General features: G+C 42.8%; 14 protein-coding genes. 4 read left to right on the top strand and 10 right to left on the bottom strand.

The features are described 5' to 3' along the window. The first annotated feature begins 117 nt into the window (after positions 1–117). The 4 genes from FET73_RS01555 to FET73_RS01540 all read left to right on the top strand — a co-directional run bounded on the left by FET73_RS01555 (position 118) and on the right by FET73_RS01540 (position 5,701). Positions 118–2,319 carry a prolyl oligopeptidase family serine peptidase gene (locus FET73_RS01555; protein WP_154222151.1) on the top strand — a complete coding sequence of 734 codons (2,202 nt, stop codon included), beginning with the start codon at positions 118–120 and terminating at the stop codon, positions 2,317–2,319. A 406-nt stretch (positions 2,320–2,725) separates the two neighbouring features. Continuing rightward, entirely contained in the window at positions 2,726–3,082 is a 357-nt protein-coding gene (locus tag FET73_RS01550; protein WP_154222150.1) for a hypothetical protein, read from the top strand. Between the two features lie 3 nt (positions 3,083–3,085). Further along, positions 3,086–4,402 carry a DUF1800 domain-containing protein gene (locus FET73_RS01545; protein ID WP_154222149.1) on the top strand — a complete coding sequence of 439 codons (1,317 nt, stop codon included), beginning with the start codon at positions 3,086–3,088 and terminating at the stop codon, positions 4,400–4,402. A gap of 12 nt (positions 4,403–4,414) precedes the next feature. Beyond that, on the top strand, positions 4,415–5,701 hold the full coding sequence (locus FET73_RS01540) for a DUF1501 domain-containing protein (RefSeq protein ID WP_154222148.1): 1,287 nt from the start codon (positions 4,415–4,417) through the stop codon (positions 5,699–5,701). Positions 5,702–5,888: 187 nt separating this feature from the next. On the opposite strand, the gene lipA is transcribed toward FET73_RS01540, so the two are convergent. The 10 genes from lipA to mreC are packed head-to-tail and all read right to left on the bottom strand — an operon-like array spanning position 5,889 to position 14,985. Beyond that, complete coding sequence (lipA, locus tag FET73_RS01535) at positions 5,889–6,878, bottom strand: lipoyl synthase (RefSeq protein ID WP_154222147.1); 990 nt, start codon at positions 6,876–6,878, stop codon at positions 5,889–5,891. A 23-nt stretch (positions 6,879–6,901) separates the two neighbouring features. Further along, positions 6,902–7,555: a lipoyl(octanoyl) transferase LipB gene (gene lipB / locus FET73_RS01530; RefSeq protein ID WP_154222146.1), complete on the bottom strand. Its 654-nt coding sequence runs from the start codon at positions 7,553–7,555 to the stop codon at positions 6,902–6,904. Continuing rightward, a complete protein-coding gene (locus tag FET73_RS01525; protein WP_154222145.1) occupies positions 7,543–7,833 on the bottom strand; it encodes a YbeD family protein in 291 nt (96 codons plus the stop codon). Before FET73_RS01525 ends, lipB begins: the two co-directional genes overlap by 13 nt. Next, positions 7,830–8,984: a D-alanyl-D-alanine carboxypeptidase family protein gene (locus tag FET73_RS01520; protein ID WP_246172629.1), complete on the bottom strand. Its 1,155-nt coding sequence runs from the start codon at positions 8,982–8,984 to the stop codon at positions 7,830–7,832. The genes FET73_RS01525 and FET73_RS01520 overlap by 4 nt, the downstream gene beginning before the upstream one ends. Before the next feature lies 1 nt (position 8,985). Next, the gene (locus FET73_RS01515; RefSeq protein ID WP_179952048.1) at positions 8,986–9,723 is read right to left on the bottom strand and encodes a septal ring lytic transglycosylase RlpA family protein; all 738 of its coding nucleotides are present in this window, start codon (positions 9,721–9,723) and stop codon (positions 8,986–8,988) included. Position 9,724: 1 nt separating this feature from the next. Further along, positions 9,725–10,651: a lytic murein transglycosylase B gene (mltB, locus tag FET73_RS01510; protein WP_154222143.1), complete on the bottom strand. Its 927-nt coding sequence runs from the start codon at positions 10,649–10,651 to the stop codon at positions 9,725–9,727. After that, positions 10,648–11,724: a rod shape-determining protein RodA gene (gene rodA, locus FET73_RS01505; protein ID WP_154222142.1), complete on the bottom strand. Its 1,077-nt coding sequence runs from the start codon at positions 11,722–11,724 to the stop codon at positions 10,648–10,650. Before rodA ends, mltB begins: the two co-directional genes overlap by 4 nt. Continuing rightward, complete coding sequence (gene mrdA / locus FET73_RS01500; RefSeq protein WP_154222141.1) at positions 11,717–13,555, bottom strand: penicillin-binding protein 2; 1,839 nt, start codon at positions 13,553–13,555, stop codon at positions 11,717–11,719. Before mrdA ends, rodA begins: the two co-directional genes overlap by 8 nt. A gap of 1 nt (position 13,556) precedes the next feature. Further along, positions 13,557–14,045, bottom strand: coding sequence for a rod shape-determining protein MreD (mreD, locus tag FET73_RS01495; protein ID WP_154222140.1), 489 nt, complete (start codon positions 14,043–14,045; stop codon positions 13,557–13,559). Further along, entirely contained in the window at positions 14,038–14,985 is a 948-nt protein-coding gene (mreC, locus tag FET73_RS01490) for a rod shape-determining protein MreC (protein WP_154222139.1), read from the bottom strand. The genes mreD and mreC overlap by 8 nt, the downstream gene beginning before the upstream one ends. Between the last annotated feature and the right edge of the window lies 1 nt (position 14,986).

Genomic DNA, 14,986 nt, shown 5'->3' with positions numbered 1-14,986 from the left:
AAATCAAAGTGTATCTACTTATTATTCATGATAACACAGTCACAGTCGATGGCTTAAAGTCATATATTGTTCTTATTTTTTTGTATAATGATTGCCGAAATATAACCTGAGAACACAATGAAAAACCCTATAATTTATTTAATCTTGATGTTTTTGTTATCTGCATGTGACAGTGACGTCAGCACCCAAAACACCAATGCAGCACCCGCGCCGACAGAAGTGGTGGCCACACAAGTTGAAGAAAAGCAGTCAACTGAAAAGCAAGCTTCGCTTGAATGGAATTATCCAGAAACCAAAACTGGTGATGTAGTAGACACTTATTTTGGCACCGAGGTGAAAGACCCGTACCGTTGGTTAGAGGATGACTTGGCTGATGACACCGCCGCTTGGGTAAAAGCTGAGAATAAAGTCACACAAAAGTATTTGGCCAACATTCCTTATAAAGACCAAATCAAAGAACATTTAACAGCGGTTTGGAATTATGAAAAAGTAACCGCACCTTTTAAAGAAGGCGACTACACATACTTCTATAAAAATGACGGCTTACAAAACCAGTACGTGGTTTACCGCAAAAAAGGTGATGGCCCCAGTGAAGTTTTCTTAGACCCGAATCAATTCAGCGAAGATGGCACCGTATCATTGGGTCAATTGAGCTTCTCACATGACGGCAGTAAAGCCGCTTATGCCATTTCTGAAGGCGGCAGTGACTGGCGTAAAGTGCGCATCATTGATGTAGAAAGCAAAGAACAAATTGAAGACACCTTGGTTGACATCAAATTCAGTGGCTTGTCTTGGTATAAAAATGAAGGTTTTTATTACTCCAGTTATGACAAACCAGAAGGCAGTGAACTGTCAGCCAAAACAGACCGACACAAACTGTACTACCACAAATTGGGCACAGCACAATCAGATGATTCTGTGGTCTTTGGAGGTACGGAAGAAGAAAAGCACCGCTATGTATTTGGTGGTGTGACTGAAGACAGCAAATACCTGTATATTTCTGCAGCGGTATCTACCAATGGCAACAAATTGTTCCTCAAAGACTTGAGTCAAAAGGACAGCAAGCTGGTTACCGTTTTAGACCACACAGATTCTAATACCAGTGTGTTCCATAACATCGGAGAACAGCTGTTCTTGATGACTGACTTAGACGCACCCAATAAACGCATCGTAACGGTTGATGCGAAAAATCCTGCACCTGAAAACTGGAAAGATTTGATTGCTGAAACTGAGCATGTGTTATCTGCCAGTAATGGTGGTGGATATATCTTTGCCAAATACATGGTTGATGCAGTATCGCAAGTAAAGCAGTATGACTACAAAGGTCAAATGATTAAACAGGTCGAGTTACCTGGCGTGGGTACTGCCAGTGGATTCAGCGGCAAAGAAGATGAAACGGTGTTGTATTATTCGTTCTCAAATTACATCACACCAGGCAGCATTTACACTTACCATCCGAATACACAAAAGTCAGACTTTTATTCAAAGCCTAAAGTGAATTTCGACCCAGAAAAATTTGAATCTAAGCAAGTGTTTTACACTTCAAAAGATGGTACCCAAGTGCCGATGATCATCACCCACAAAAAAGGCCTGAACAAAGACGGCAACAACCCTACCATCTTATATGGTTACGGCGGTTTCAATGTCAGTTTGACGCCAAGGTTCAGCATTGCCAATGCCGTTTGGTTAGAAATGGGCGGTGTTTATGCGGTACCTAACTTGCGTGGCGGTGGTGAATACGGCAAGGAATGGCACATTGCTGGTACCCAATTGCAAAAGCAAAATGTCTTTGATGACTTCATTGCGGCAGGTGAATACCTGATTGAAAACAAATTCACCAGCAGTGACAAGCTGGCTGTCAGAGGCGGTTCTAATGGTGGCTTATTGGTAGGTGCTGTGATGACACAAAGACCTGACTTGATGCAAGTGGCATTGCCTGCAGTCGGTGTTCTGGATATGCTGCGTTACCACACATTCACCGCAGGTGCAGGTTGGACATATGACTACGGTACAGCTGAGCAGAATGAAGAGATGTTTAAGTATTTGTTGGGTTATTCGCCACTGCACAACATCAAGCAAGGCGTTGATTATCCTGCCACCATGGTCACCACAGGTGATCACGATGACCGAGTGGTACCGGCGCATTCATTCAAGTTCGCTGCTGAACTCCAAGCCAAAGGCAGCAAGGCCAATCCGCTGTTGATCCGCATTGAAACTGATGCAGGCCACGGTGCCGGCACACCTGTGTCTAAAACCATAGAGCAGTATGCCGATATTTATGCATTCACTTTGTGGAACATGGGTGTTAAAACGTTGTAATTTAGTTTAAACCGTAATGCAAAAGGCCGCTGATCTGTCAGTGGCCTTTTTTTATGGTTAAGGTAAAAAACAGCATCAGCAATCTGCGATCACCTTGTACCTTGGTTTTATGCTAAAAGAATCAGTTCAATAGATATTAAAAAAAGGTTATGAGGAGCTTAGTCTTATTGAATTAACAATGTTTTGAGATAAGTGTCACAATTAAGTTTTGTATACTTTTTAAAAATGTCATTATTAATTAATGAAGAACGTTATGAAAAAATACAGTACGGATCGTAGAAAATTATTGACTGGAGGGGTAGCCACTACAGTGCTAACTGCATTACCTCTTTCAAGTCAGCTTGTTTTTGCAGACTCAAAAAAAAATAAGGGTCCAAGCTTAAACAGAAACCCTTTATTCGAGGGCATGAAAGCAGCAAAATTGCCCCAACAGTCATTTTCTCATATGGTTTACAGTAGATTGGGTTATGGTGTGACGCCGGGTTTGTTTGATGAAAATACTTGGTCTGACATAGCTGGTGCTTCTGATGCAGATAAATTGAGAAATTTCATAAATAACCAAATGTCTAATGGCACTGATGTTGATGTAAATGCACGTATTTCTGAATCTGGTAATTTCGAAACCTTAAATAAATCATTGAACCAACTTTGGGTTGATTACAAGATTGATATAAATAATCAAACCAGCAGTTCTCGACCCATTTACGAAATGAAGCGATTGAAGTTCACTCGTGCGGCTTATTCTTTGTTTCCTATGAAATAAAGGCTGGCGGATTTTTGGCATGATCATTTCAGCGTCAATGGTGATGATTTTTATGCTAAGTCAACCATGACCAGCTGGGACAGAGATGTCATTCGAGGCCATATGTTGGGTAACTTTCATGAATTATTACGGGCAACAGCAAAACACCCAGCGATGCTCTATTACTTAGACAACTACAATAACTCATCATCAGAACCCAATGAAAATTATGCCCGTGAATTGATTGAGTTACATACAATGGGGGTTGAAAACTACTACGGATTGGCGCTTCCCAGCGAGGTGCCAACGGTCTCTGTCACTGATACGGGTGGTGCGTGGCCTAACAATGGGTTGATTCAACAGTATTATGTAGACAATGACGTTTATGAGGCCACTCGTTGTTTAACTGGTTGGCGAGTCAATGATTTTTCAGATGGTGGAAATACAGGTGAGTTCTTTTATGACGACGATCGGCATGATCGTTTTTCTAAAAATGTGTTGTCATCAGGTTTTTCAAATTTTCAAGCCAACCAAGGTCAGTCAGATGGAGATAATTTAATTGAGCTGCTGGCTAAACATCCTGGTACGGCACAACACATCGCTGGTAAATTAGTCCGTTTCTTTCTGGCAGATGATCCGCCACAGTCAGTAATTGATGATGTAGCTGAAGTTTTTTACACAAATAGAAATGCCAGTAATCAATTGAAATTGGTGTATAGGGCATTATTTAATCACCCGGATTTTGCAGATCCTACTTATTGGCAAAGTAAGTTAAAGCGACCATTTGACACGGTGGTTTCGGCTATGCGAGCTTGTGGAACGGACTTTACTGTACAACCAGATGATGATGACAGTAACAGCTTCGAATACCGTATGGATGATACGGGTCATTTTCCATTTGAATGGCGGGCACCCGATGGTTTCTCCATGCATTCCAGTTATTGGATGAGTTCAACTGCACTGGTACAAACTTGGAAAACGGTTGATTGGTTGATGGATCGCAGTAATTCTGGTATTTATTTGACGCCTTTAAGGGTTGATACATTGGCATACTTTCAGGGTAGGCCGAATGATTTAACACCACAAGGTCTTGTGGCTTTTTGGATGAGTAAAATTTTTGATGTCAATCCTCCGGGTGGCTGGTTAGGAGATCCTGTATTTGAGTCAGCAGTCACGTTTTTAAGACAAAGGCCTGAAAGTCCCAATTACCCCAGTTGGCCAGCTGATAAAGCATTTTCAATTGAAGCTTTAGAGGAAAACAATTACCCATACTATTGGCATGAGCGATTGCGTGGAACGGTAAGCTTGATTTTGGCTTCACCTTATTTTATGCAACGATAAAGGAATAGACTGATGAATAAAATTAAAAGAAGAACTTTCCTGCAGTCCACAGCGATGTTGGGTGCATTATCGGGTGTTGGTGTCGCCAGAGCGCGAGGTTCAAGCCCAAGCAATCAACCCATAGTCATAGATTTGTTCATGCGTGGCGGTATGGACGGGTTGAATGTTGTGCCACCGTTTTCAGGCACCAATCGAAGTCACTACGAAACATTGCGGCCGCATATTCAGGTTCCCAAAACTGGCAACAATGCAGTGCTGGATATTGGTGAAGTTTTTGGTTTTCACCCCGCCGCAACAGGTTTAAGAGACATGTATGTTGATGGAGATTTGTGTATTATTCATGGTACAGGTTTACCTCAAAATAATGTGACTCGAAGTCACTTTGATGCAATGAAGTTGATTGAGTTAGGGACGCCACATAGTTTGAGTACTGCTGACGGCTGGCTAACAAGACATTTAAGCACCACAACGAATATTTCTGGTTCAGAAGTTATTCCTGTTTTGGTTTCAGGTAGTTCTAAACCAATAAGCTTGCAGTCTTATTTTAACGCGCTGACCGTAGATCAGGTTAATGGTTATAATCCCAATGAAGGGCGTTTTGCTCATTCACATGCTGATGCAATCAGTAACATGTATTCGGGTAACAGCGCATTGGATTTGTCAGTGGCAGGTGCCATGGATACCTTGTCTATAATCTCTGATCTGGACTTAGATAATTACGTGCCTGCTGGAGGTGTTACTTATCCAATAAACAGTACATTCAGCCGACAATTGTCTTTGATCGCTCAATTAATTAGAGAAGATTTAGATGTCAATGTAGCTACAGCTGATTTAGGTGGCTGGGACACGCACAATAATCAAGGAGATGGTGGCGGAGGTGGTTTTTACAACAAAGTTGCAGACATGTCTAATTCTATCAACGCCTTGTGGAGTGACTTGAAGGCGGCAGGTTTGGGTGACCAAGTGACGATTGTTGTACACAGTGAATTTGGCCGGCGTGCCAGGCAAAATGGTGACAGTGGTAGCGGTACTGATCATGGATCAGGTAACGTGATGTTTGTTATTGGTGGAAAAATTCATGGAGGTCAAATGTATGGTGCATTCAATGGTTTGGCCAATGATGAATTGTTTGGTGGAGAAGATATTTCACCTGAAGTAGATTTCAGAACAGTTTTTGCCACCATTGTTCAAGAAGTACTTGGAAATCATAAAATCGATCAAGTCTTTCCTGGTTACACTAACCATACCAGTATGAATTTTGTTTCACATGACTTGGTTTTCAAATCTGATTTTGAATAGTTGTTTGTATTTAAACTAAAGGGTATCTCGTAAGTTTTCTAACAAACTGCCCTTTAGTTTTTAATGTTGAACTGATTTATTTAATTAATTTGAATACGTTAGAACAGGCGTGTTCATAAAGAGTGTGCGACAATCCAGGTTAAAAGGTTTACCCTCACTTTAAAAATGAGGGTTTTGCCCTTGACTCTTAAGCCGCCCCGGCTTCGTGTGCTTGAACGTCTGCATGGTAGCTTGATCGTACCAATGGGCCTGAGGCCACGTGTTGGAAGCCCAAGCTGTAGCCGTAGTCTTCTATTTGTTTGAATTCATCAGGCGTCCAATAACGCAAGACAGGGTGATGGCCTTTGGTTGGTTGCAGGTATTGACCGATGGTAACCATGTCCACATCGTGGTCTGCCAAGTGGCGCAATGTTTCTTGTACCTGTTCCATGGTTTCACCTAAGCCAACCATGATGCCAGATTTAGTAGTCACATCAGGGTGTTGGGCTTTGAATTTCTTCAGTAAGTCTAAAGACCATTGATAGTCTGCACCAGGTCGTACCTGTTTGTATAAGGCGTAAGCAGTTTCTAAATTGTGGTTAAACACATCTGGTGGACTTTGGGCTAAAATTTCCAAAGCTTTGTCCATCCGACCCTTACCCCTGAAGTCTGGGGTCAAAATTTCGATTTTAATACCTGGGTTCATTTCACGCGTTAAGCTGATGCAATCAACAAAATGTTGCGCGCCACCATCTTTCAAATCGTCGCGATCAACCGATGTAATCACCACATATTTCAATTCCATATCAGCAATGGTTTGTGCCAAATTAGCAGCTTCTTTGGCATCAGGTGCCAATGGTCTGCCATGGGCCACATCACAGAAAGAACAGCGACGGGTACATATTTCACCCAAAATCATGAAGGTGGCGGTGCCTTTACCAAAACATTCGTGGATATTAGGGCAGGAGGCTTCCTCACAAACAGTAACCAAAGAGCTGTCACGCAATTTGCTTTTCAGTTTGGCCACAGCGTTACCTGTGGGAATGCGCACGCGAATCCAATCAGGTTTTCGTAACTGTGGCGCATTCGGATCAAAACCAGCGCGGTTTCGGTTGGTTTTGTTTTCACCTAATTCTTTGTTTCCGAAAGTTTTAGGTCCTGCTGGCGTTTCTATGGTCAATGGTATTTTATCTGTCATGACTTTTTTCTGCTGTTTAGCAATTATGCTGTTTCTTTTGCCGTGTATTTCAATTGCTGGCAAAAGTGCTCAAGCAATTGATTTTGAACTGTCTCAAATGTCACATCTTCTGCAAGCGCAGACAGCTGTGTCACTTCAAGTCCCATGAACCCACATGGGTTAATGCGTGCAAAGGGCTTTAAATCCATCGCAATGTTAAAGGCCAGTCCATGAAAAGAACAGGCTTTTCTTATGCGCAATCCTAATGAGGCAATTTTAGCACCATCGACATAAACACCGGGGGCATTTTCGCGACGTTTGGCGTCAACGCCATATTCGGCTACAGTATCAATGATGGCTTGTTCAATGCCGCTGACCAATGATTTTACGCCTATGCCATGACGCCTTAAATTAATCATTGGGTAGGCGACTATTTGCCCAGGGCCATGGTAAGTGACTTGACCGCCTCGGTCAACCTGAATGACAGGTATGTCTCCTGCAGCCAGTACGTGTTCTGGTTTGCCCGCTAAGCCTTGTGTAAATACGGGTGGGTGTTCTACCAGCCACAATTCATCAGCTGTGTCTGCAGTCCTTTCATCGGTAAATTTTTGCATTTCACGCCAAACGGGTTCGTAGTCACGTTTGCCCATTCGGCGAACAATAATTTCTGGGGAAGGTTTTTGATTCAGAGTGTCCATACCACGCCTTCAATGGCCCTGACGTCTGTATAAATACTGATTAAGTGGTCTTTAGACAAAGCCATGACCAAAACAGTTACTGATTGGTACTTGCCCGTAGAACTGATTTTGCTGTGAACCGAATTGCTAGAAACTTCAGGTGCATGTGATGCCACCACATCAGTGACTTCTTTTAAGAACTCTTGCGTGTTGGGGCCCATGGCTTTGATAGGGTATTCGCAAGGAAACTTAAAACCTTTGGGTTCGTCACCATTGTTGGGTATTTCTGGGGTGGTCATTCATCATCTCCTTCAAACCACAATCCCATGCTGTCAATAGTACGCGTCCACCAGCCGCCACTCACAGCTTCTTCTAAAGCCACCAAAGGCACTTCAGCAACTAACTCGCCCTTTAACTCCACACGAAGCTGTCCCAGACGGGTGCCTTTCGGTATGGGGGCGGTGAGCAATGAGGGTAAGTCAACTTTGGCTTCTAAAGCATCATATTGTCCTTTAGGTATGGTGATAAAAAGGTCTTCTGCTAAACCAATCGACAAGTTTTCTTCTTTGCCTTTCCACAATTCAGACTTGATGCGTTCATCGCCCGCATTGTACAGCTTATGAGTCTCAAAAAAGCGGAAACCATAATTGATTAATTTTTGTGTTTCATCGGCACGGGCTTTTTCAGATTCTGTGCCCATTACCACATTGAGTAGGCGCATCCCATTGCGCATGGCAGAAGTGGCTAAACAATATCCTGCGGCTTCTGTGTGGCCCGTTTTAAAACCATCAACAGTAGGGTCTCTCCATAATAAGGTGTTGCGGTTGTGTTGTTTGATGTTACTGAATGTGTACTCTTTCTGTGAAAATATGGGGTACCATTCTGGAAATTGTTGAATAATGGCCCTGCCTAATACGGCAACATCTTTAGCTGTGACCTTGTGGTTGTCTGATGGCAAGCCGGTGGCATTTTCAAAGTGAGAATCAGACATTCCTAAACTGTTGGCATGTTGATTCATCATGCTGGCAAAGACTTCTTCACTCCCTGCAATGTGTTCTGCCAATGCAACACAAGCATCATTACCTGATTGAATAATCATGCCGTGTATCAGCTCATCAACAGAGACTTGTTTATTCACTTCGATAAACATTTTTGACCCGCCTGTGCGCCAAGCTTTTTCGCTCACTGTCACCATATCTGTTAAAGACAATGTGCCCGCTTTCAGTTCTGAAAACACAACATAGGCTGTCATCATTTTAGTGATGCTGGCTGGGTCAACGGCCAAATCTTTGTTATTCTCAGCAAGAATTCGTCCTGAGTGGTAGTCCATTAATATGTAACTGCTGGCGTCCACTTGAGGTGCTTGTGGGGTGATGCTGATGTTGGTTTGTGCAATTGAAACCGCACAAAACAGCATTAATGTCATGAATGTATGGATTTTTTTTGTCATATTATTCTGTGACCACTTGGGCATTGTTGATACCCTTTTGGCTGATTTGGTTGATTAATTGTTGTATTTTGTTTTCTGAATTGAATGGCCCTATGCGCACACGGTGCAACAGGCCAGACTGGGTTTTCAATATGGTGACAAATGTTTCGATTCCAAGTAATTCAGTGACTTTTTTAGCCAAATTGTAGGCGGTGTTGTTATCAGAAAATGCACCCAATTGAATATAGGTTAAACCTTGTTTGATGGGGCTGGCCTGTAAGTTTTTTGGCGCTTTGATGACTTCAATTTTAACATTGGCGATACCTTGGTTAACAAAGTCCAAAGCTTTTGCCGCGCCGTATGACAAATCTATGATGCGATCACCGACAAAAGGCCCTCGGTCATTGACCCTAACAATCACTTGCTTGCCATTATCTAAATTGGTCACTTCTACATAACTGGGTAAGGGTAAAATCTTGTGTGCTGCAGTTAACTTGTACATGTCAAAAATTTCTTGGTTTGAAGTTTTTCGACCATGAAATTTTTTACCGTACCAAGAAGCTTGCCCCTTTTCTGTGAACCCCACGGGGTTGTTGTTGACATGATACTTCCTGCCGTTAACTCGATAAGGCGAGTGGTTGCCGTATTTACTTAAATTTTCAGAGTAAGGCTTCCAGGGCTTTGTTTGTACTTTTTTTCCACAGGCAGATAGCAGCAGCACAGAAACAAGCATGACCGATACATAATTGGTTATTTTCATGTTACTTTGAACCCTTTGCTGCTTTAATGGCTTGTGCCACTTGGTGTACAGCCATAACATATAAATGAGAGTGGTTGTAACGTGAGATTACGTAAAAGTTTTTAAACCCTTGCCAGTATGCTGTTTCGGTTTCACTGGTTTTCAGTGCCAATTGTGTGTAGTCCACGCCATCTTTTGTTTTTAAATGTGGTTTCAACTGGTTGTTTTTTGTGTCAACGGTTGTTTCGACATCTATTGCTGATACCACTGTACCACCTGATTTCCATCCATGGCGGGCCAAATAGTTGGCCACCGATGCAATGGCGTCTTGGGGGTTGTTGAGTAAATCGATCTTTTCATCTTTTTCAAAGTCAACGGCATAGCTGCGGTAACTGGAAGGCATGAATTGACCAAAACCCATGGCACCAGCATATGAGCCTTTTGCATTGAGTGCATTGACATGTTGTTCATTGGCTAAAAGTAAAAAGTGTTCGAGTTCTTTGGTGAAAAATGGGGATCTTTTTGGGTAGTCAAAAGCCAGAGTGTACAAGGCATCCAATACCTTGTGGTTGCCCATGATGCGACCATAAAAGGTTTCTACACCAATGATGGCAACAATATACTCAGGGTCGACACCTGATTCCTTAGACACTTGGTCAATCACGCTTTGGTGTTTAGTCCAAAAATCTACGCCTTCATTTACTCGCTTGTCGGTCATGAATATCTTTCTGTATTCAAACCAACGCAAGGTACGCTCAGCAGGTTTGCTCATGGCATCAATGATACCTTGTTGGTGATTGGCTTGAGAAATAATGCTGCGCACCCATTGTGGGTCGAGTTTATTTTTTGCAGCCGTGTTGGTGATGAATTGATCAACCTGTGTCAGGTCAACAGCGGCTTGTGCTGTGGTCAAACTGCCCAACAGGGCCAGTAGTAGTGTTTTTTTCATTGTTGTATGAGTTTCTTATGAGTATGGATTGACATAATGATACCAAATGATGCCAGTAAAGTAAGCACCGAAGTGCCGCCATAGCTGACAAGGGGAAGTGGAACGCCCACCACGGGGAAAACCCCTGAAATCATGCCAGCATTGATGGTGATATAGACAAATAAAATAAGGGTTAGTGCCCCACAAATTAATCGATTGTATGTGTTTTTTGCTTGGCTGGCTATAAACAGGCATCGCATGATAATTAATGTGTAAAGCAAAAACAGTATGGTCACTCCAATAAAACCAAATTCTTCGGATAATACTGAGAGGATAAAGTCTGTAGAATGTTCCGGTAAAAAATCCAATTGTGTTTGGCTTCCTTGTTGCCAGCCTTTACCACTGACCCCGCCAGAACCAATCGCAATTTTAGATTGAATGATATTCCAACCTCTATTTAAAGGATCAGACTCTGGGTTCAAAAACATCAACACGCGTTGTTTTTGGTATTCATGCATAAAGTACCAGACAATGGGGGAAGCCATGACTGCCAGTAAGCCACCGCCTATGATCAATTTCCAAGATATACCTGCCAGATAAATGACAAAAATACCCGAAAGGGCGATGAGAATAGAGGTGCCTAAGTCAGGTTGTTGATAAATCAGGCCGGTACACAGTCCAATGACTGAAAAGGCACCCAACAGGTGCTTCCAATCGGGTGGTAAAGAAGCGTGTCGAAATATCCAGGCCACCATCATGGGTAAGGTGATTTTGCAAAGTTCAGAGGGTTGTAAGCTGATGCCTAAGTCTAGCCAACGTTTGGCACCTTTTACTGTGACGCCGAAAAAAAGTACAGCCACCAACAACAGTACAGAAACCGCAAAAACCAATGGAGTGAATTGTTCGAACCGTTCTGGCCTGATTTGGGCAATGAATAACATGGCGAACAAACCCAGTCCGATTCTGATGGTTTGCCTTTCGACCAGACCAACGCCACCCGCACTGTATAAAACAACCAAGCCATAACCCAGTAATGAGATCAATAAAAATAACAGCACAGGGTCGAACCAATGGGTGATTTTCCGTTTAACCATTGGGTGCCACTTCCTGATTTGAGTTGGTGCGGTTTATTTGCATGAATGCATCAATGATTTTTTTGGCTATGGGTGCAGCAGCTCTTGTACCGCTGGCACCATGTTCAGCCACAACAACGACGGCAATTTCAGGTTTTTCAACCGGTGCAAAGGCGACAAATAAGGCGTGGTTTCTTAGGTGTTTAGGCAGCTCTTCATTTTTTTTGTATATGTCTTCTTTGCTCTTACCAAACACTTGAGACGTGCCACTTTTGCCAGCAAAAATATAATCCTTGGAAGCCAAAGCCCGCGCGGTACCATTTGGTGCATTGATCACAGCAGTCATGCCTTTTTGCACGGTGTCCCAATGTTTGGGGTTAATGCTTGGGTGCACTTGATGGCTCTGGGTTTCTTTTTGAATCAAATGAATCGGGTGATAAGTGCCTTTTGACACCAGAACACTCAAAGCCTGCGCCATTTGAACAGGTGTAATAACAAAATAGCCTTGCCCAATGCCAGTAATCACGGTTTCACCAGGAAACCAAATCATATTCCTGTTTGCTTTTTTCCAAGCCCTTGAAGGGAGTATTCCCCTTTTTTCACCAGCAATATCAATGCCTGTGAGTTGGCCAAACATGAAGGGTTGTAGAAAGCTTTCTATTCGATCTATACCAAGTTTTACTGCCAAATCATAAAAAAAGACATTGACGGATTCAGCCAAAGAATCAACCACATTCACTTTGCCATGGCCACCTTGTTTCCAATCATGGTAGGGTCTTTCTTGGTTAGGAAGGTAGTATGTTCCATTTGAAAGTAATGTGGTTTCTGCGGTGATGAGGTTATGATGTAAGCCAGCCAAAGCCATATAGGGTTTGATGGTTGAACCTGGCTCATAGCCACCTTTGATGCTGCGGTTAAATAAAGGCTTTTCGGGTGCGTTCAGTAATGCTTGGTAAGCTGTGTGTGAAATGCCACTGATGAACAGGTTGGTGTCATAACCAGGTTTGGAAATCATGGCTAAAATTTCACCGTTGTTTGGGTTGACCACGATGGCCGAACCAGTTTCTGCTCCAAAAGCTTCGTATGCTGCTTTTTGTAAATTTAAATCAATCGTTAAATTTAATGTGTTGCCGTGTTTGGGTGGCTGCTCCATCACTTGCGACATCGAGCGGCCCTGGGCATTTATTTCTGACCTTAAAAGCCCAGGCTTTCCGTGAAGTTCGCTCTCATAATATTTTTCAATACCCAGTTTGCCCACATAGTCATCGCTGGCGTATAGGCTGTGGTCTTTTTTGCTGAACTCCTCTGCATTGATTTTACTCACATACCCGATCACATGAGACATGACTTCTGCATGGTTATACTTTCGAATTAAATAGGGTGTGGCCTTAAAACCCGGGAACTGATGGTTTTGAACAGCAAAAGTTGCCACCTGTTGTTCAGTTAACTGTTCTTTGATGATGATGGGTTTGAATGCAGGGTTGAACTTGATGTCTTTTTTGATGCGGGTGATGTCATCATCATTCAAATTGAGTATGGATTGGAGCTGGAGTAATTGTTTGTCAAATTCTTTGGTTTTTTCTGTCACCACTTGTAAGCGGTATGCCGTTTCATTTTCAGCGAGTAAGACACCATTGCGGTCATATATCAGTCCTCGAGTTGGGCTGATGCGGTGACTTTTGTTTCGGTTGCCATCGGCTTGATCAACATAATAGTCATGTTTAATCACTTGTAGGTAAAAATACCGAGACAGCAGTAAGGTGAATACAATGATGACAATAACCAGTGCAATCAATGCACGTTGATTGAACAGTCGTTTTTCTTGCAAAGGTTGTTTAAGTACATTGCCCATTTTATTTGTTTTTCAATGAAAGCAACATGCGATCCAACGTGTACTTCAGCCAAGGCCAGACCATCGCCGCCGACACCAAAGGCAATAAGTCAGACCACTCAGGGGTATAGCGGTAACTGATCCAATCTATGGCTGCCCTGATAACCAAGTCATTAAGTAACAAAGCCAACACCATCATCATCAATTGCCAAAATGAAGTTAAATGTAGCTGTTTTGAAGATTTGCCTATCAGATAGGAGAGGGCCACTAAAGACATGCCATGCTTGCCCAATAAACTGCCGCTTAATACATCAAGCAACAAGCCGTAAAAAACGGCCCACGTCATGATAGAAGGCGACCTTTGCAAAGACCAAAAAGCAACAATCATGGCGAGCCAGTAGGGTTGTATGGGTTTAAGATAAGCGCCCCATGGAATCATGGTCATTACCAGCGCCATGAGAAAGCTGAGGTGGAAAAAGCCAAAGTGAGTCTGACCAGAGGATTTATTCATTGTTCAGTTCCTCTGTTGCGGCTTCTTGCAGCCCTTCACTTACTGGTGGTGTGGTCGAATTTTCTGTGTTGCCTGATGTTTTGTTCAATGTTTTTTGAATTGTAGGTTCAATTGCATTTTCCGAAGGCCAAACCAGAAAAACTTCTGTTAATTGTTCAAAAGCCACATAAGGGTTGGCTGTTGCCCTTTGAAACATTCGGTTGTCACTGAGGGAAAGTTCATTGACTTGAGCGATTTTCAAGCCCCTAGGGTAGCGGTTACCAAACCCAGACGTTACCAATACATCCCCTTTTTTGATGTCTACACTGATGGGTATTTCGTTCAATAACAACTCATCTTCTTGACCGTATGCCAAAGTTCGCATGCCGGTTCTTAGGATTTCAACGGGTACCACATGAGCGGAATCTGTGATCATGATGACATGCGCTGTTTGTGCCTCTAGCACATCCACTTGTCCGATTACGCCAGATAAGCCAATCACAGCTTGACCGACAAAAACACCGTCATCAGCACCTTGGTTAATGATGATGTGTTGACGCTTTTGGTGTAAATCAACATTAGAAACAAAGGCAACAGAAGTGGACAATGGCAATTCTTTGGCTGCATTTAACAAGGTTCTCAACCGTTCATTTTCAGCCGTGAGTGTGACGTTTTGCTGTACTTTCAATTGCGCGTCAATGAGTTGTTGTTTGAGTTCAGTGTTTTCATCCACTAAAGATTGTTGGCGTGACAAAGCCAACTCAGCACTCTGGTAAATGTGCTGAGGCCATTCGATGGTTTTTATCAGGGGTAACGCAATGTATGACAAAGCATTTCTTATGGGTTGCGCAATGGCATGGTTTTTATCCGACACCATCAAAATCAAGCAAATAAATTCCAGCAACAGGAATTTAAACAGCGGAGACTGGCTCAGGCGTCGGTTGTTGTGTAAGGGCTCCATC

The sequence above is a fragment of the Marinicella rhabdoformis genome (assembly GCF_009671245.1).
Classification (GTDB): domain Bacteria; phylum Pseudomonadota; class Gammaproteobacteria; order Xanthomonadales; family Marinicellaceae; genus Marinicella; species Marinicella rhabdoformis.
This window is presented reverse-complemented; position numbering and strand designations above follow the sequence as displayed.